Annotated in this window: 14 protein-coding genes; 8 read left to right on the top strand and 6 right to left on the bottom strand. The window is 67.8% G+C overall.

Annotation, left to right across the window (positions count from 1 at the left end; translation table 11 throughout):
• Nucleotides 1-172 precede the first annotated feature (172 nt).
• Both AC3G88_RS06555 and AC3G88_RS06550 read left to right on the top strand, forming a co-directional pair.
• Nucleotides 173-802 carry an RNA polymerase sigma factor gene (locus tag AC3G88_RS06555; protein WP_488771026.1) on the top strand — a complete coding sequence of 210 codons (630 nt, stop codon included), beginning with the start codon at nucleotides 173-175 and terminating at the stop codon, nucleotides 800-802.
• Complete coding sequence (locus tag AC3G88_RS06550) at nucleotides 789-1,577, top strand: anti-sigma factor family protein (RefSeq protein ID WP_488771024.1); 789 nt, start codon at nucleotides 789-791, stop codon at nucleotides 1,575-1,577. The genes AC3G88_RS06555 and AC3G88_RS06550 overlap by 14 nt, the downstream gene beginning before the upstream one ends.
• Before the next feature lie 176 nt (nucleotides 1,578-1,753).
• Here the strand turns inward: AC3G88_RS06550 and AC3G88_RS06545 are convergent, their stop codons facing one another.
• The 4 genes from AC3G88_RS06545 to AC3G88_RS06530 all read right to left on the bottom strand — a co-directional run bounded on the left by AC3G88_RS06545 (nucleotide 1,754) and on the right by AC3G88_RS06530 (nucleotide 6,071).
• The gene (locus AC3G88_RS06545; protein WP_488771023.1) at nucleotides 1,754-4,006 is read right to left on the bottom strand and encodes a xanthine dehydrogenase family protein molybdopterin-binding subunit; all 2,253 of its coding nucleotides are present in this window, start codon (nucleotides 4,004-4,006) and stop codon (nucleotides 1,754-1,756) included.
• A gap of 9 nt (nucleotides 4,007-4,015) precedes the next feature.
• Nucleotides 4,016-4,483 (bottom strand): (2Fe-2S)-binding protein, encoded by a 468-nt coding sequence (locus AC3G88_RS06540; protein WP_066739323.1) that lies wholly within the window; start codon nucleotides 4,481-4,483, stop codon nucleotides 4,016-4,018.
• Between the two features lie 163 nt (nucleotides 4,484-4,646).
• Complete coding sequence (locus tag AC3G88_RS06535) at nucleotides 4,647-5,525, bottom strand: c-type cytochrome (RefSeq protein ID WP_488771022.1); 879 nt, start codon at nucleotides 5,523-5,525, stop codon at nucleotides 4,647-4,649.
• Between the two features lie 135 nt (nucleotides 5,526-5,660).
• Nucleotides 5,661-6,071 (bottom strand): nuclear transport factor 2 family protein, encoded by a 411-nt coding sequence (locus AC3G88_RS06530; RefSeq protein WP_400395272.1) that lies wholly within the window; start codon nucleotides 6,069-6,071, stop codon nucleotides 5,661-5,663.
• A gap of 329 nt (nucleotides 6,072-6,400) precedes the next feature.
• Here AC3G88_RS06530 and AC3G88_RS06525 point away from each other — a divergent pair, with 329 nt between their 5' ends.
• The 5 genes from AC3G88_RS06525 (at nucleotide 6,401) to AC3G88_RS06505 (ending at nucleotide 15,990) form a co-directional block, all read left to right on the top strand.
• Entirely contained in the window at nucleotides 6,401-9,772 is a 3,372-nt protein-coding gene (locus AC3G88_RS06525) for a diguanylate cyclase (protein WP_488771020.1), read from the top strand.
• Nucleotides 9,773-10,075: 303 nt separating this feature from the next.
• Nucleotides 10,076-11,380, top strand: coding sequence for a dicarboxylate/amino acid:cation symporter (locus tag AC3G88_RS06520; protein ID WP_400393869.1), 1,305 nt, complete (start codon nucleotides 10,076-10,078; stop codon nucleotides 11,378-11,380).
• Nucleotides 11,381-11,633: 253 nt separating this feature from the next.
• Complete coding sequence (locus AC3G88_RS06515; protein WP_488771019.1) at nucleotides 11,634-13,526, top strand: sensor histidine kinase; 1,893 nt, start codon at nucleotides 11,634-11,636, stop codon at nucleotides 13,524-13,526.
• Nucleotides 13,516-14,892: a sigma-54-dependent transcriptional regulator gene (locus AC3G88_RS06510; protein WP_488771018.1), complete on the top strand. Its 1,377-nt coding sequence runs from the start codon at nucleotides 13,516-13,518 to the stop codon at nucleotides 14,890-14,892. Before AC3G88_RS06515 ends, AC3G88_RS06510 begins: the two co-directional genes overlap by 11 nt.
• A gap of 498 nt (nucleotides 14,893-15,390) precedes the next feature.
• Nucleotides 15,391-15,990 (top strand): helix-turn-helix domain-containing protein, encoded by a 600-nt coding sequence (locus AC3G88_RS06505; RefSeq protein WP_153946709.1) that lies wholly within the window; start codon nucleotides 15,391-15,393, stop codon nucleotides 15,988-15,990.
• A gap of 71 nt (nucleotides 15,991-16,061) precedes the next feature.
• Here AC3G88_RS06505 and ocd read toward each other — a convergent pair whose 3' ends face one another.
• Nucleotides 16,062-17,165 (bottom strand): ornithine cyclodeaminase, encoded by a 1,104-nt coding sequence (gene ocd / locus AC3G88_RS06500; protein WP_488771017.1) that lies wholly within the window; start codon nucleotides 17,163-17,165, stop codon nucleotides 16,062-16,064.
• A 12-nt stretch (nucleotides 17,166-17,177) separates the two neighbouring features.
• The gene (locus AC3G88_RS06495) at nucleotides 17,178-18,080 is read right to left on the bottom strand and encodes a dimethylarginine dimethylaminohydrolase family protein (protein WP_488771016.1); all 903 of its coding nucleotides are present in this window, start codon (nucleotides 18,078-18,080) and stop codon (nucleotides 17,178-17,180) included.
• Between the two features lie 159 nt (nucleotides 18,081-18,239).
• On the opposite strand from AC3G88_RS06495, the gene AC3G88_RS06490 reads away from it, so the two are divergent.
• Nucleotides 18,240-18,662, top strand: a complete 423-nt coding sequence (locus AC3G88_RS06490) for an Lrp/AsnC family transcriptional regulator (protein WP_488893245.1) — start codon at nucleotides 18,240-18,242, stop codon at nucleotides 18,660-18,662.
• Nucleotides 18,663-18,782 lie beyond the last annotated feature (120 nt).

Genomic DNA, 18,782 nt, shown 5'->3' with positions numbered 1-18,782 from the left:
CTCCGTTGGGTGGATGGTGACTGTCATACCGGCGCGGCCCGGCGTTTATTCCCTGCGGGTCTGCCCCGTTGGCGCGCGGCGGCCGGCGGGAATAGAATCGGCCCAGCGCCGGTAATACACGGGAGACGCCCCATGCCGCAGTGCCCTGCCGATCCGCCCCTAGAGGACTGACTTGGACGCCGCCAACACGCGCCGCAGATTCGACACCCTGGTGCTGCCGCACCTGGATGCCGCGTACAACCTGGCCCGCTGGCTGTGTGGCAATGCGGGCGATGCCGACGACGTGGTGCAGGAGGCCTTCCTGCGCGCGTTCCGGCTGTTCGGGGGCTTTCGCGGCGACCAGGCCCGGCCATGGCTGCTGGCCATCGTGCGCAACACGTGGTTCACCACCTGGCAGAAGCGCCGCGCGGCGGCGGAAACGGGCTACGACGAATCGCTGGTCGATGCCGACCTGCCCGACTGGCACGGCGCGCCGGGCGATCCGGAACAGTGGCTGCTGCGCGACGAGGACGTCCGGCTGGTCCACGCGGCGCTGGAGCGGCTGCCGGTGGCGTTTCGGGAGGTGCTGGTGTTACGCGAACTTGAGGAACTGCACTATCGCGACATCGCGCGCATTGCCGACATTCCGGTAGGCACCGTGATGTCGCGGCTGGCGCGCGGCCGCCGCATGCTGGCCGCCGCCGTGGTGGCGCTGCGCGATGGCGCGCCGCAGCCGGCGGCCAGCGGCTTGCCGGCCGCCACCGGCCTGAACCCCGACGACCCCATTCCCCCCGCAGGAGACCGGCGCCATGGATTGCAATGAAGCCCGCCAGCTGCTGCACGCCACCGCCGACGGCGAGGTGGGCGCGGCCGACAGCGTGCGGCTGGAACGGCATCTCGAAGACTGCGACGGTTGCGTGGACGCGCTGAGCCACCTGCAGGCGCTGCACCGTGCCACGCGGCGCGGCGCCACCTACCACCGCGCCCCGGCCGAACTGCGCGCCCGCATTCTCGACGCCCTGCCCGACTCCGCCGACAGCGCGCCCGCCGATCCGTCATCCGACGCACCGGCCGGCTGGCGGCGCTGGTTCGCGTGGTCGCCGCCGGTCAATGCCGCGCTGGCCGCCGTGACGGCGGCGGCCGTCGGCCTGAGCCTGTTTCAGTACAACACCGCGCCGTCGCCGGACGACCTGCTGGCCAGCAGCATCGTCGCCAGCCATGTGCGCGGGCTGATCTCGAACCGGGCCAGCGATGTGGTCTCGACCGACCAGCACACGGTCAAGCCGTGGTTCAACGGCCGCATCGACTACGCGCCCGATGTCCGCGACCTGGCTTCGGCCGGTTTTCCGCTGGTCGGCGGCCGGGTGGACTTTGTCGACGGGCAGCGCGTGGCCGTGCTGGTCTATCAGCGCCGCCAGCATCCGGTGGACGTCTTCGTGATACCGGGCGCGGGCGCCCGCGTGGAGGAACGGGTGCGGCAGGGATACCAGCTCGAAAGCTGGACGGCCGGCGGCATGCGCTACGTGGCGATCACCGACGCGTCGGCCGGCGACCTGCGCAAGTTCGTGCAGGCGTGGCGCAATGCGGGGGATCAGTAGTAGCTCGAATCACCGCTATCCGGCTCCCCTCTCCCACGCAGTGGAAGAGGGGTTGGGGGTGAGGGCAACGCGGCTCATCCCGCGACACAACGCAATTTGAATCGCTGCGCCCTCTCCCCCTGCCCCTCTCCCGCCTTGCGGGAGAGGGGAGCACACAAGGGCAGGAAGAACCCGCCTCAGGCCATCACGAACGGCAGCTGACGCTGGCGCTTGCCCGTGAGGCGGAACAGCGCGTTGGCCACGGCCGGGGCAATGCCGGGCGTGCCCGGTTCGCCAAGGCCGGTCGGGTTGTCGTTCGACGGCACGAAGAACACGTCCACCACCGGCGCGTCAGGCATGCGCGGCGGCGGATAGTCGGGGAAGTTGCTGTTCTTGACCATGCCGTTTTCCATCTCGATGGCAAAGCCCGGCTTGATCATCGACAACCCGAACACGCAGCCGCCCTGGACCTGCGCCTCGGCGGTCAGCGGATTGACCACGCGGTTCGCATGCACGCCGGCCGTCACGCGATGCACGCGCGGCTCGCCCTTCACCACCGACACGTCGACGATATAGGCCACCACCGAGCCGAACGACTCGTGCACGGCCACGCCCCAGGCATGCCCCTTCGGCAGCTTCGTCTTGCCATAGCCCGACTTGTCCACGGCCAGCTGCAGCGCGGCGCGATGGCGCGCGTGCTTCTTCTCGTCCAGCCGCGCCAGGCGCCAGGCCACCGGGTCCTGCCTGGCGGCCGTGGCCATCTCGTCGGCCAGCGTTTCCTTGACGAATGCCGTGTGCGTGTTGCCCACCGAGCGCCACCACAGCACCGGCACATCCACCTTCGGATGATGCACGTGCACCTGCAGCGGCAGGTCATAGTCGTTCTCGACGATGCCTTCGGTCATCGTGGCGTCCACGCCGTTCTTGACCATCATCGGCTCGAACGGCGTGCCGGTGATGATCGACTGGCCGACGATGGTGTGCTGCCAGCCCACGACCTTGCCCTGGGCGTCCACGCCGATGCGGGCGCGATGCACGTGCAGCGGGCGGTAGTAGCCGCCCTTGATGTCGTCCTCGCGGCTCCACATCACCTTGATCGGCTCGGTATGGCCGTTGGCGACCCAGGCGCGCAGCACGTTGGCCGACTCCACGAGGTAGTCCGACGTCGGCACGGCGCGGCGGCCAAAGCCACCGCCGGCCATCATCGTGTTCAGCGTGACCTTTTCCGGCGTCAGTTGCAGCGTGCGCGCGATGGCGCCCTGGTCGATGGTCTGGAACTGCGAGCCCACCCACACCTTCACGGCGGTCACCTTGTTGCCGGCCACCTCGGGCTGCAGCGTGCAGTTCAGCGGCTCCATCGGCGCGTGGGCCAGGTACGGCACGCGATACTCGGCGTCGATGACCTTGGCCGCGCCCGACAGCACGGTGTCGATATTGCCGCCTTCGAGCGGCCTGGCCACGATACCCGGCTGCGCGGCCAGCTTGCTGAACTGGTCGAACAGCGCGGCCGTGCTGACCGTCGAACCGGCGTCTTCCCAGACGATCTCCAGCGCGTCGCGCGCGGTCTTGGCCGGCCAGTAGCCGTCGGCCACCACCGCCACGCCCGAACCGCCGCGATCGGTGTTCACCAGCATCACATCGGCCACGCCCTTGATCTTGCGCGCGCGGTCCGCGTTAAACGACTTGACCTTGCCGCCGAAGCGCGGCGGGTGCGCCACCACGGCCACCTTCATGTCCTTGAGCCGGACGTCCATGCCGAACACCGGGTCGCCGTGCAGCTTCGATGCGGCGTCCAGGCGCGGCGTGGGCTTGCCGACGATGCGGAACTGGGCCGGGTCCTTGAGCTTGACCTGGGCCGGCACCGGCAGGCCCATGGCCGCCTGCGCCAGTTCGCCGTACGTGGCGCGGTTGTTGCCCGACGTGACCACGCCCATCGACGCGGTGCAGCTGGCCGGATCGACCTCCCACTTCTGCGCGGCGGCGCCGATCAGCATGGCCCGCGCCCGGGCGCCCAGCTCGCGGTACTGCTCGAACGAATGGTTCAGCGCCGTCGAGCCGCCGGTCATCTGGATACCGAACATCGGGTCCTTGTACGCATCGCCGGCCGGGGCCAGGATGGCGCGCACGTTCTTCCAGTCGACGTCCAGTTCCTCGGCCAGCGCCATCGGCAGCGCCGTATGCACGCCCTGGCCGAATTCGAGCCGGTTCACGGCGATGGTCACCGTGTTGTCCGGCGCGATGGTCAGGAACGCCTGCGGCGGTGCCGCCGGCCTGGCCGGCGCCTGCTGGGCCAGCGCGGCATCCACGCCGACGATGCCGAGCGCAAACCCGCTGCCCGCCAGGCCCGATATCTTCAGAAAGCTGCGCCGCGACAGCGTGGCCGCCGCTTCCGGTTGCGCAGCGGGCACGCCGCTGCCGCCCGCCAGGGCTTCAATCCCTCGAATACGCATGGCAGCCCCTTATGCCTTGACAGCGATGGCGCGCGAGGCGTCCTTGATCGCCGCACGAATCCGTTGATAGGTGCCGCAGCGGCAGACGTTGCCGGCCATGGCCTGGTCGATATCGGCATCGGTGGGCCGCGGCTTGCTGCGCAGCAGGCCCACGGCGCTCATCACCTGCCCGTTCTGGCAGTAGCCGCACTGGGCCACGTCGTGCTTGAGCCACGCCGCCAGCACGGCCTTGCCGACCGGGTCGTCGCCCATGCTTTCAATGGTGTTGATCTTGCTGCCGGCCGTGGCCGAGATCGGCATCACGCAGCTGCGCGTGGCCTGGCCGTTGATATGGACGGTGCAGGCGCCGCACGCGGCCATGCCACAACCGAACTTGGTGCCGGTCATGCCGAGGTTGTCGCGCAGGGCCCACAACAGTGGCGTGGACGGATCGGCGTCCACCTCCACGGTCTTGCCGTTGAGGGTGAGGGTCGTCATTTGGGGGTGCTCCTTGGGTGCTTGGCCCAGTCGGTTATTCGCGCGTCACGCCGGGTCAATGGCAAAAGATCCCTGGCCACCCGGCGAACCCGTGGAGCATAGTAGAAATATGAAAAGCTTGCGCAGTCCCGCTCACATCATGCGGTGCGCACCATAACCGGGATTATTTCTGGCTCAGGAACAGATAGAGCGCCTGCAGGTCGGTGTCGTTCATTTTGGCGAAGGCGGTGAACGGCATCACGCGGCTCACGTCGGTGCCGTCGGGCCGTTTGCCTGTGCGCATCATGGTCACGAACTGGTCGGCTGCGGGGTAGTGCTTCATCGCCCCGCCCGGCTGCAGGTTGGCGGCAGGCGGCCAGTCGGGCGGCGCGCCGGGGATATGGCCGCCGCGCAGTTGGGTCCCGTGGCAGCCCTTGCACGAATTGGCCACGTATGCGCCGTACTGGGCGTTCACGGCGGCCACCACCGGCGCGGCCGGCGGCAGGCTGTGGTCGATCTTCCCGGCGGCGTCCTGGATCACGCCGGCGCCATACATGCCCCGGATGAACCATGGCAACTGCACCTCGCCGGGACGCCCCGGGCCGGGTGGCAGGCTCTGGACATAGGCCACCAGCGCGCCAAAGTCTTCGTTGGACAGCCGGTTGTAATCCTCGCTGGGCATCACCAGCAGCGGCCGGCCCGACGGCGCCACGCCATGCCGGATGGCACGGTCCCAGTCCTGGGGCTGGAATCTGGCGATATCGGGGTTGGCGCGGGTCAGGTCTGGGGCGAATACCCGGAATCCGTTGGATTCATCGAACACCTGGCGGCCGTTGCCCTTGGCGCCGTGACAGTCCGCGCAGCCGCGCGACTCAAATAGATACCTGCCATGGGCGATGGCCGTGGCGTCGGTCGGGATCGTCACCGGCTGCACGGCCACGTCGATCTTGCGCTGGAGCTTGCGGCCGCCCCACCAGTACGTGCTGCCCACGGCCAGCACCACGAACACCACGAAGGCAACCAGCGCGGCGCTGGCAATGCGGAAGAATCGCTTGACGTCCATGGGTATCCCCCGTGAGCGGCCATCGAGAAAGCGCAGATTGCGCCGCCCGATTGAAACGGGCGCGCGCTTCGCGTTCCGTGCGGGATCGTACAGAAGCTGCGCCGGCGCCGCCAGTCCGGGGGATACGCGCGGCGGTCAGCCCGCCAGGCCGGCCGGGGCGCGGTCGATGAAGCCGGTCATGCCGGCCAGGCGGCCATCGTCAGCAATCGTGGCAAAGTCGGTGCCCACCACCAGCGCGGCTTCGCCGGCCGGCCCCAGTTCCCAGGTAAAGCGCAGGTTGGCGCCGTGGGCGTCCACCGGCGATACGCGGCGGAACACGAAGCCGGGGAAGCGGGCTTGCACGCCGGCAATCATGGCGTCGATGCCGGCGTGGCCGTCGCCGCGCATCAGCGGGTCCACGTATACAGCCGACTCGGTCCAGGTCCGGCCGATCAGGGCGCGGCGGCGGACGGCGTCGGTTTCGTTCCAGGCGGCCAGGTAACGGTCGGCCAGTTCTGCCAGGTCGGTCGTGGCGGCGCTGGCGTTCGGGGCGATGGTGGCGGTCATGGCGTTGCTCCTTGTGGTTGAGGACCTGCAGGGGGTTGATCACGTCATGGCCTCATCATGGATGCCCGCCGGCCGCAGCACGATTACGCCTCAGGTAATCGCCACGATTCCTCCGCCAGGCGCCGCCCACGCCGCAAGGCGCCGCCCGCCATACCAGCTTTCGGCCTGCGGCGCCAGTCCCAACAAAGCCATGCAGATGCCCCTATCCCGGCCGTCAGATTCCGCCTGGCGCGACTACAGTGCCACCTACGCTGGGCAGGGTGCGGCCATTGCATTCCTGCCGGCATGGCTTTCGGCGCGCCAGGCGCGCCCCAGGAAACCCAAATCTGATGACGCCTGACAGGGCCGCGCCCCCTTCGAACCTTCCGTCCATCGCACGCCTCGGCAACTGGCGTCCGCTGCTGCTGGCGGCTGCAGGCTACTTCGTGCTGGCGCTGGCCGGCCTGTGGCTGGCGCGCGTTCCGGGTCACGCGGCGGCCGTGTGGCTGGCCAACGCCTTTGGCCTGGGCATGCTGCTGCACCGCCCGACCCGCGAGGCGCCGGCGCTGCTGGCAATCATGCTGGCTTCCAATATTGCCGCCGACATCGTCGTCGCCGGGCATCCGCTGGGCGCCGCGCTGCTGCTGTCGGCCGCCAACCTGGCCGAACTGGCCGGGTCGGCCGTGCTGCTGCAGGTCATGGTCGGCCGCCATGCGCTGGCCCGTCCCGGACAACTGACCACTTTTGCATTGACGCTTGGCATTGCCTCGACCGTCGGGCCGGCCCTGAGCGGGCTGCTGGGCGCCTCGGTCATCTCGGCGCGCTATGGCACGCCGTTCCCCACGGTCTGGTGGAACTGGTGGAATGCCGGCGCGGTCGGCATGGTGATGCTGCTGCCGCTGATGGTGTCGCTGTCGCGCGAACGCGTGCGCGCCACCTGCCAGCGCCCGATGCTGCTGCGGCTGGCCGGGCTGTTCGCGCTGTGCGTGGGCATCGGCGCCGGCGCCATCCGCGCCGGTCACGACCCGTTCGTGGTGATGTCGTTGCCGCTGGTCATCGTCGCGCTGGCCAGCAACCCGTTTGCCACGGCCCTGCTGGCGCTGCTGTCGGCGGTGGCCGCCGAATGCATCGGGCTGGTCTCGGGCACGGAATTCCTGGCCTCGCGCTCGGTGCCGTTGTCGGGGGCGCTGGTCATGGTGTTCCCGGTCTGCATTGCGTTCATGACCGAGCAGAACCGCAAGGGCCGGCTGGAACTGCGCAGCAGCGAGCGGCGCTTTCGCCAGGCGCTGGAGCATTCGGCCATCGGCATGGCGCTGGTGGGCATGGACGGGCGCTGGCAGATGGTCAACCGCGCCATGGTGGACCTGCTCGGCTACAGCGCCGACGAACTGCGCGACCTGCCGTTCCAGCTGATGACCCACCCCGACGACCTCGCGGCCGACCTCAGGCTCGTAGAACGGCTATTGGCCGGCGAGATCGACTCGTATCGTCTGGAAAAACGCTACCGCCACAAGAGCGGCCATTACCTGTGGACGCTGCTGGCGGTGTCGCTGGTGCGCGACGACAACACCGGGCGGCCCGACCATTTCATCGCGCAGGTGGAAGACATCCACACGCGCAAGCTGGCGCAGGAACAGCTGGAACAGCTGACGCGCCGCACCCAGCTGGCCGTGGAAGCGGGCGGCGTGGGCATCTGGGAATGGGATTTCACGCAGGCGGCGATCACCTGGGACACCCGCATGCACGCGCTGCACGGCACCGCGCCCGAGCTTGGACCGCCCACGCTGGCCCAGTGGATCGCGATGGTCCACCCCGAGGACGTGAGCCGCGTCAGCACCGAAATGCGCCAGGCCATCCGCGGCGTGCGCCGCTTCGACACCGAATACCGCGTGGTGCGGCCCACCGGCGAGATCCGCCACGTGCGCGCCATGGCCACCATCTCGCGCCACGAGGACGACACCACGCGGGCGCTGGTGGGCACCAACTGGGACATCACCGAGCAGCGCAACCTGAACCGGGCGCTGTTCGAGGAGAAGGAACGCCTGCAGATCACGCTGCGCTCGATTGGCGATGCCGTGATCTGCACGGACCGCGTGATGCGCGTGACCTTCATGAACCCGATTGCCGAGCAGCTGACCGGCTGGAACCTGGACGCCGCCATGGGGCAGCCGCTGGACCAGGTGTTCCGCATCGTCGACGAAGACACCGACCTGGCCATCCCCAGCCCGGTCGAGCAATGCCTGGAAACGCTGCGTCCGGCCTATCTGCAGGAAGGCGCGGTGCTGCAGAGCCTGACCGGCGAACGCCATGACGTGCAGGATTCCGCCGCGCCGGTGCTGGCCAACGACGGCAGCGTGCTGGGCGCCGTGCTGGTGTTCCAGGACATCACCACGTCGCGGGCGCTGCAGCGCGAACTGGCCCACTCGGCCACGCACGACGCGCTGACCGGCCTGCCCAACCGTGCCTGGTTCGAAAAACGCCTGCGTGAAGCCTGCGAGAGCGCCCGGCTGCACGGCCATCGCGCCGCACTCTGCTTTATCGACCTGGACCGTTTCAAGATCGTCAACGACACGGCCGGCCATGGTGCGGGCGACGTGCTGCTGCGCGAACTGGGCTACGTGATCCGCCACCAGGTGCGGCCCGACGACCTGCTGGCCCGCCTGGGCGGCGACGAATTCGCGTTGCTGCTCAAGGACTGCAGCATCGAACACGCCGAGCAGGTCTGCATGAAAGTGATCGACGCCGTGCGCGAGCGGCGCTTTCCATGGAACGGCCGCGTCTACGACGTGGGCGCCAGCATCGGCATCGCCGCCATCGACAGCGACGTGCCGCCTGTCAGCGAACTGATGAGCCGTGCCGATGTGGCCTGCTACGCCGCCAAGGCGGCCGGGCGCAACCGCGTGTCGGTCTATCGCCGTGACGAAAGCGACGCACGCCGCCATCACCGCGAACTGGAGGTGGCCGCCGGCATCCATTCGGCGCTGGAAGCCAACCGCTTCCGGCTGTACGCGCAGGAAATCTGCTCGCTGCGTCCGGGCGAGGACGATTCGCGCCACGTGGAAATCCTGGTGCGGATGGTGGACGAACAGGGCACGCTGATCATGCCGGGCGCGTTCATCCCGGCTGCCGAACGCTACGACCTGATGGGCCATATCGACCGCTGGGTGATCCGCAACGTGCTGCAGCAGTACGGCGACCGCCTGGCCAGCGTGCCGGGGCTGTCGGTGTCGATCAACCTGTCGGCCAATTCGCTGGGCGAGCCGTTCCTGCTGCCCTTCCTGCACGCCGCGCTGGAAGACTCGGCACTGCCGGCCGACCGCATCCGGCTGGAAATCACCGAGACCGCGCTGATCAACAACATGACCGCCGCCAGCCGCGTGGTGGCCGACATGCGCAGCGCGGGCTGCACCGTCGCGCTGGACGATTTCGGCGCCGGCCTGTCGTCGTTTGCCTATCTGAAGCAGTTCCCGGTCGACTATCTCAAGATCGACGGCAGCTTTATCCGCAACCTGGCCAAGAACGCCGTGGACCGCGAGATCGTCAGCTCGATCAACGACATCGGCCATCGGCTCGGTGTGCGCACCGTGGCCGAATGGGTCGAGGACGAAAGCACGCTCCATACACTGCGGGCCATCGGGGTCGATTACGCGCAGGGCTACGCCATCGGCAAGCCGATGCCGCTGGAAGCCTTTCTCGACACCTGCGAGGGCCTGCCAGCCTGATCCTTCCCGCGCACGGCCCGGAGCTTGCGCACTGCAGCATGCGCCGGACACCACATTCACGCGCAACGCCGTTCGGAAATCCGGACGGTGTTTTGCGCCCGGCGTTCGGATTCCCGAACCGTGCGCCGGCGTCGCTTCAAAAATCCCTTTGTATTCATCGTTTTACATCTGTATCCAAGTGCAACCGGGCTGGCACGGCTCGTGCAATCTAGCCGCCGCCGTATGACATCCGGTCCCGGGTGCGCAGCCCTCCCCCAGGGCCGTTCGTGCGCCCGGTCCGGCACAAAGGAGGATGTACCCACGATGACAAAACGACTGCCAACCCTGATTTTCGTTGCGATGCTGCTCGGCGTGATCGTCGGCAGTGCCGCGCACAACATGGCCCCGGACGCGGCCATGGCCAAGTCGATCGCCGATCACCTGTCGATCCTGACCGACGTGTTCCTGCGGATGATCAAGATGATCATCGGCCCGCTGGTGTTTGCCACGCTGGTGTCGGGCATTGCCAGCATGGGCGACGGCAAGACCGTCGGCCGCATCGGCCTGAAGGCCATGGCGTGGTTCATGGCCGCATCGATCACGTCGCTGCTGCTGGGCCTGCTGATGGCCAACGTGCTGGCCCCGGGCCATGGCATGAACCTGCCGCTGCCGGCCGCCGACGCCGCGTCGAACCTGAAGACCGGCGCCCTGAACCTGCGCGACTTTGTCGCCCACATGTTCCCGAAGAGCTTTGTCGAGGCGATGGCCACCAACGAGGTGCTGCAGATCGTGGTGTTCTCGCTGTTCTTCGGCTTCGCGCTGGGCACGCTCAAGGACGGCGTGGGCAAGCCCGTGCTGGCCGCCATCGACGGCCTGGGCCACATCATGCTGAAGGTCACCAACTACGTGATGGCGTTCGCGCCGCTGGGCGTGTTCGGCGCCGTGGCGGCCGTGATCACCGCGCAGGGCCTGGGCGTGCTGGTGGTGTACGCCAAGCTGCTGGGCAGCGTGTACCTGTCGCTGGCGCTGCTGTGGATCGCGCTGATCGCCGGTGGCTACTACTTCCTGGGCCGCGACATCTTCAAGCTGATCCGCCAGCTGCGCGCGCCGCTGATGATCGGCTTTGCCACGGCCAGCAGCGAATCGGCCTATCCGAAGGTCATCGACCAGCTGAACCGCTTTGGCGTGAAGAGCCGCATCACCAATTTCGTGCTGCCGCTGGGCTATTCGTTCAACCTCGACGGCTCGATCATGTACACGTCGTTCGCCGCGCTGTTCGTGGCGCAGGTGTACGGCATCCAGCTGTCGCTGTCGCAGCAGATCACGATGCTGCTGGTGCTGCTGGTGACCAGCAAGGGCATCGCCGGCGTGCCCCGCGCATCGCTGGTGGTGGTGGCCGCCGTGCTGCCGATGTTCGGCCTGCCAGAGGCCGGCATCCTGCTCGTGCTGGGCATCGACCATGTCCTGGACATGGGCCGCACCGTGACCAATGTGCTTGGCAACGCCATTGCCACAACCGTTGTCGCCAAAAGCGAGAACGCGATTGGCGCGCCGGAACTGTCTGACGAGGCAGATACCTCGGCTGACGACGCCGGCCTGACACCCGTTCAGGCCCTGGCCAGCAAGTAAGCTGGCTGGAGGCGTGCCAGGGGCCCGGCTGCCGATCAGGCGGCCGGGCCTTTTTGCGTTTACGGATGCCGGCACGGCGGCAGGCAGCGTGACCCGAACGGGTGAACCCTCGGGGCGCCGCTTCGGACGGCGTGGCTGCCGGCTGTGGTAAAACGTCGCCTTGCCGAACCGCAGCGGGCAATTCGCGAGTGGCCCTCCGATCACATGCCCCGCCCCATACGCTACACGGCAACGTCCGCATTCCCGAATCCGCATGATCGTGTCCCCCTCCGACGGCGACCAGGCGTCCCTCTCGCCCTGGCGCCGCATGGCTCCCTTTGTCGCCCTGCTTGCGCTGGCCGTGCTGGTCACCGGGGCCGGCTGGCTGGGCTATCGCTATACCTACGATGCCGCGCTGACCCGCCAGGCCGAGCGCGGCCAGGTGCAGATGCGGCTGTACGCCCAGGCGCTGGAAAGCGAACTGGCCCGCTATGACTACGTGCCCAGCCTGCTGTCGCTGGACGCGCGCATCGACACCCTGTTGCGCCATCCCGGCTCGCCCGAGCGCGTCTCGCAGGCCAACGCCTACCTGGCGGCCCTGAACGGCCGCGCCGGCACCCGGGTCATCTATCTGCTCGACGCCCGCGGCAAGGTGCTGGCGACCAGCAATTTCCAGCGGCCGGACAGCTATCTGGGCGAAGACCTGAGCTTCCGCCCGTACTTCCGCACCGCGATCGAAGGCCAGCTGGGGCGCTTCTACGGCGTGGGCACCACGCGCAGCGAGTCGGGGTACTACCTGTCGGCGCCGCTGGGCGACCGCGATCATCCGGTGGGCGTGGCCGTGGTCAAGATCGGGCTGGAACCGCTGGAAAACCGCTGGCAGGGCAACGACAGCCAGATGCTGCTGGCCGACGAGAACGGCGTGGTGATCCTGGCATCGGACCCGTCGTGGAAGCTTGCCGCGCTGCGGCCGCTGTCGGACGACCAGCGCGCGCGGCTGGACCGCAGCCTGCAATACAACCGCGCCCCGCTGCCGCAACTGGCGCTCACCACGGTGCGGCCGCTGGCCAATGGCCCGTCGCAGGGTGGCGACGCGCTGGTGCGGCTGCGCCAGGGCCCGCCGATGCTGGCCCAGCACCTGGCCCTGCCGGGCACCGACTGGGACCTGACCCTGCTGACCAATACGTCCCAGGCGCGCGTGGCCGCGCTCAACAGCGCCGCGCTGGCCGGCGTGCTGGCCGCCTTCGTGCTGCTGCTGGGCGCCGCCTGGAATGTGCGGCGGCGCATCGTGGGCGAGCGGCTGGCGGCGCGCGCCGCACTGGAAGCCGCCAACAGCGAGCTGGAACGCAAGGTGGCGGAGCGCACCGCGGACCTGTCCGCCACCAACCAGCAGTTGCAGGCCGAGGTTGGCGAGCGCATCCGGACCGAAACCTACCTGCGCCAGGCTCAGGACGGGCTGATGCAGGCCGGCAAGCTGGCTGCCGTGGGACAGATGTCCGCCGGCATCGCTCACGAACTGAACCAGCCGCTGGCGGCCTTGCGCACGCTGTCGGGCAACACGGGCAAGTTCATCGCCCAGGGCGACTATGACACCGCGCAAGGCAACCTCGAACGGATCATCGGCCTGGTGGAGCGCATGGGCCGTATCACCGGCGCGCTGAAGTCGTTTGCGCGCAATCCCGCCGCTGGCCAGGGCCACAGCGCCCGGCTGGCCGATGCCGTGGACAACGCGCTGTTCCTGCTGGAAACGCGCGTGGCCGACGTGGGCCCGCGCATCGAGCGCGATATTGACGCCTGCCTGACCGTGCGCTGCGACCCGAACCGTCTGGAGCAGGTGCTGGTGAACCTGATCGGCAATGCGCTCGATGCGCTGAAGGGCCGGCGAGACCCGCGCCTGTCGCTGCACGCCTACGCGTCGGGCGGCATGATCCACCTGACCGTGCGCGACAACGGGCCGGGGCTTTCGGAAACCGCGTTCGCGCGGTTGTTCGAGCCGTTCTTCACCACCAAGCCCGCCGGCGAAGGCCTGGGGCTGGGGCTGACGCTGTCGGCCGGCATCCTGAGCGAAAACGGCGGCACCCTGACCGCGATCAATCACCCCGACGGCGGCGCCTGCTTCACGGTCGCCCTGCCGCGCGTTACCGAGGAACTGCGCCATGTCGGCTGAACCGGGCCACGTCATCGAAACGGCCGGCGCCCACGCCGCGCTGACGGTGCTGATCGTCGAAGACGATGCCGACGTGCGGCTGGGCTGCGAACAGGCGCTCAGGCTCGAAGGTATCGCCACGCGCGCCGTGGGCAGCGCGGAAGCGGCGCTGCGCGAGGCAGAGGCCGGTTTTGCCGGCATCGTCGTCAGCGACATCCACCTGCCCGGCGCCGATGGGATGGCCCTGCTGCGCGAACTCGGCGCACGCGATGCGGCGTTGCCGGTGATCATGATTACCGGCCATGGCGACGTATCGCTGGCGGTACAGGCCATGAAACAAGGCGCCTACGACTTTCTTGAAAAGCCGTTCTCGCCGGAGCGGCTCGTGGCCACCTGCCGCCGTGCGCTCGACAAGCGCCGGCTGGCCCTGGAAGTGGCCGACCTGCGCGCCCGTCTGGCAGGCCGCGAGGGCCTGGCCGCGCGGCTGATCGGCCATTCGCCGGCCATCGAGCGGCTGCGCCAGATGATCGCCGGCATTGGCGACACGGCGGCCAACGTGCTGATCCACGGCGAAACCGGTACCGGCAAGGAACTGGTGGCGCGCTGCCTGCACGAAGCCAGCGGGCGCCGGGCAAAACACTTCGTGCCGATCAACTGTGGCGGCCTGCCCGAACAGCTGTTCGAGTCGGAGATCTTCGGCCACGAGGCGGGCGCGTTCACGGGCGCGGCCAAGCGCCGGATCGGCAAGATCGAGCACGCCGAAGGCGGCACGCTGTTCCTCGACGAGATCGAGAGCATGCCGATGCCGATGCAGATCAAGCTGCTGCGTGTGCTGCAGGAGCGCGTGGTGGAGCGGCTTGGGTCAAACCAGCCGGTGCCGGTGAACACGCGCGTAGTGGCAGCCACCAAGGCCGACCTCCGCGCGCTGGCCGATGCCAGTCAATTCCGCGCCGATCTCTACTATCGCCTGAACGTGGTCACGCTCGAACTGCCGCCGCTGCGCGAACGCCGCGAAGACGTGCCGTTGCTGTTTGAACACTTTCTGGCGCAGGCCGCGTTGCGCTTCGAGCGCGAGGCCGTTCCGCCCACGCCGGCCGAAATGGCGGCCCTGGTGGCCTACCCGTGGCCCGGCAACGTGCGCGAACTGCGCAACCTGGCCGAACGGCATGTGCTGGGACTGGGCTGCGATCCCGCCCAGGGCGGCGCCGCCCCCGAGGCGCTGCCATTGCCCCAGGCCGTGGAGCAGTTCGAACGTGCGTTGATCGCCGATGCCTTGCGACGTCACGCTGGCAACCTGACGCGTGCCGGCGAAGCCCTGGGCGTGGCCAAGACCACGCTGTTCGACAAGGTGCGCAAGTATGGCCTGTCGAGCGGCGGCGCAAGCTGAGTACAACGCCACCGGCGCAAATGTGTCAAATGTATATAACCAGGGAACCTGAACGTCGCGTGCGCAGTCTGTTGATCCGGTACGCGACGCCTGCGGCATAAATGTCGGGCGTCATGCCGTTTGTCCATCGCTGTCTACCGAATTGCAACGATGTTCGTTAAACAACAAAAGTGTGACGCCAATCATTGCTTTCCCTGTAGCAACGAATCATCTTGAAGCCATACTATTGGCATCCGGCAATCGGGCGGCGCCACAAGCGTCGCGGCGATGACTGGCCAGGCGACAAAGATCGCCACTGCAGCAAGCGGGCAACGGCTACCTGAAGCCGTTGCTACGTCAACAGCAACAAAGCAACAAAGACCGGCCGGGGAGCGGGTCGACAGCAATCAGGGTCAGTAAAAACAGCAGCCCGGTCATTTGACCGACGTGGCGTGTCCGAGGACGCCCGTGCGGCACGCGCGTCGTGCTGTGCTGCTGATCGACACTACGGGTGATTGGATGAAACTGGATCCAGAACTGGCTGAAAAGCCGTACTACAGCACGCGAACCGCTGCAAAACTTCTCAACGTATCGCTGGGCACCGTCCAGAAAATGGTGGAACGCGGTGAACTTGGCGCCTGGAAAACCAATGGCGGCCACCGGCGCATCCACAAGGAAACCGTGCATCGCCTGCTGGCAAACCGTGCCATGCCGGATGTCGGCATCGAGCACAATCTCGACCTCGTGGTGTTCCACCCGAACCACACCGAAGCGCAGCGTATCAGTGCCCAGCTGGGCAAATGGTCGCTGCCGCTGAAGACCCAGGTACTGGAGGACGTGGTGGACACCGTCATTACTTCGGTCGATGCGCGACCTCGCGTGGTGCTCTACTACGTGGAGGAACTCAACGACGCGGAATCCGCCACGATCGAAAAACTGCAGAACTTCTTCTCGCGGCAGCGCGTGATCTTCGCGGTCATCACCAACCGCCAGGCCTACGACGGCGTGGCGGACGCCCTGCAGCAATGGGGCATCATGGTGTTCCTGAAGACACCGTCGCTGGAGGAAATCAAGGGCTTCCTGCGTGCCCAGCTGATGATGGGGCGCACCGGCGCTTAAGGTTTCATTAAGGTTCGACGTGCAACGGCCCGGACACACCGCGTCCGGGCCCTTTTTTTATGACGCGGCCATCAGGCGGATGCGACGGCCTCGCTCGGCTGCACAGACATCGCCCCGCTATCGGCCTGCATCATCCACCCATAGAGATCGCGCGGGTCCGGAGGCATGGCCACAAGCGCCACGAAGCGGCCCGCATCGCGCTGCGCCGCGGCCGCATGCAACCACCGCAGCGCCGCATAATCCTCCAGCGCAAAGCCGACCGAATCGAAAACGGTCACCTCCCCGGCATGCGCGCGGCCGGGCGCCGCACCCGAGAGCACCTGCCACAGCTCGCTGACGGGCGCCTCGGGCCACTGCTGGATCTCGCCTTCGATGCGTGACTGCGGCGCATACTCCACCACGATGCGCGCGCCACGCAGGATATCGACGTGCAACTCGGTCTTGCCCGGACAGTCGCCGCCCACGGCGTTCAGATGCATGCCCGGTTGCACCATGTCAGGCGTCAGGATGGTCGCGCGCGTCTTGTCGGCGGTGACCGTGGTCACGATGTCGGCACCGGCCAGTGCATCGCGCACCGATCGTACTGGCACGATCTCCAGACCTGGCACTTTCGCCAGATTGCGCATCAGCCGCGCCGTGGCCGACGGATCGATATCGAAGGCCCGCACGGTCGTGATGCCCGCGATGGCGTGAAATGCCAGCGACTGGAACTCGGCCTGCGCACCGTTGCCGATCAGTGCCATGGTGCGTGCCCCCGGCCGGGCCATGGCCTGTGCGGCCAGCGCGGAAGTGGCTGCGGTGCGCAGCGCCGTAGCCAGGGTCAGATCGGCCAGCAGCAGCGGAAAGCCGGTCTGCACATCGGCCAGCATGCCGCACGCCATGACCGTGGGCAGCGCGAACCGTGCATTGCGCGGATGCCCATTGACGTACTTGTACGCGAACCGCGTGCCATCGCTGACCGGCATCAGTTCGATCACGCCCACTGCCGAATGGCTCGCCAACCTCGCAGATTTCTCAAATTCGTGCCAGCGCAGGAAGTCATCGCGCACACAGCCGGCCATCTGCACGATGGCTTGCGGGACGCCCACGCCGCGCACCAGCGCCGCGACATCGTCTGCATCGAGAAAGCGCGTCAGCACGTTCGCTTCCCGGGTCAATTCCGTGTTCGTTCTCATGGCGGATCTCCTTCAGGCCGCAGCGGCACGCCGCATGGGCGTGCTGGCGCGGTCGAGCCGCAAGGTCATGCAGTACGCGCCGCCGCCCGACAGCATGTACGGCGTCAGGTCCACCTCGTGCAGCCGATACCCGCGCCGACCCAGTTCATGGCGTAAATGCGATGTGGTGCGCGTCATCACCACGTGGTCGTCCAGATTGACCGCGTTGACGCTGAAGTGGCGCAGGTCGTCCTCGGTGGCCTCGATGCGCTGGGCCATCGGGACGCGTGCGCGCAGCGTGCGCAGCGCGTTCTCGGTGAAGGCCGGCGGGTAGTACAGCACTTCGCCACCCGATAGCGGACAGAAGCACACGTCGAGGTGATAGCTCTGCTCGGTGGCCAGTTCCAGCGCCACCACCTCCTGGTCGAATTCGCGCGCCATGGCGTCGGCTGCCTCGCGCGACGAGCGCGGCCCGTAGCCGGCCCAGAAATGGCCGCGCCGCGCATCCCAGATGCAATCGCCGGCCCCTTCCTGAAAACAGCCGTCGGGCAGCAGCGCCACGCTGTCGATCAGGCCGCGCGCGCGCAGGTCGTCGAAGATCGCCGCGAACGGCTGTTCCTCGCCGCGCCGCTGCGGATAGCGAAAGCGCGCCAGCACCGCCTTGCCATCGAGCACCACGGCGGCATTGGCCGGGAACACCATGTCGGGCTGGCCCGCCACGCCCTCGGCCACTTCCACGGCAAACCCGGCACGACCCAGCGCATCGTGCAGCGCGTCGAACGACGCCAGCGCGCGCCGATGCATGCCGCCGGGGTCGCGCGCCCAGGCGTCGGGGTCCATCCACGGATTGATGCTGTATGACACGTCGTAGAACGTGGGGGCCACCAGCAGGATGGTCGGGCGCATAAGGGGGCGGATAGTCGGGGGATGTGTCATGGCGGCTCTCCTCTGTTCTGGATGAATGGCGATGTCGTGAGTGCATTGTCCTGCCCGTTGGCGCCAACGAATAGTTAGCAAACTGGACAAATCGCTATGTACGTTTGACAATTTGTCGGCATTGGATGGCAATCTGCCAAGACCTGCCGGAGAGACGCCATGGACGCGACCGATCGACAACTGCTGGGCCTGCTGCGCGACAACGCCCGCACGCCGGTGACGGCGCTGGCCCGCGCCCTGCGCGTCTCGCGCGCCACGGTGCAGAACCGGATCGAGAAACTGGAGAAGGAAGGCCAGATCGTCGGCTATACGGTGCGGCTCAAGCCGGAGGCCGAACCGCACCGCATCCGCGCATGGATGACGGTCGCCGTGGAGGGCAATAAGGCGCGCCAGGTGCTGCAGGCGCTACGTGGCGCCCCCAACGTACAGACGCTGCATACGACCAACGGCCGCTGGGACATCATTGCCGAACTGCGCGCCGATACGCTGGAGCAGTTCGACCGCACGCTCGACCGGATCCGGCTGGTCGATGGCATTTCGGCCACCGAGACCAGCATCCTGCTGTCGAGCTACAAGCTGTAGAGCCGGATCAGGAATCCCGACGCACCGGTGGCTGCGCCGAATATCATGCCGTGATACATTGCGGGCTCGGCCAATGCGCCACGACGCGCCCGCTCGGCCAATGCGCCGTGTCGCCCCCAA

It is taken from the genome of Cupriavidus sp. 86D6, assembly GCF_057815095.1.
This window is presented reverse-complemented; position numbering and strand designations above follow the sequence as displayed.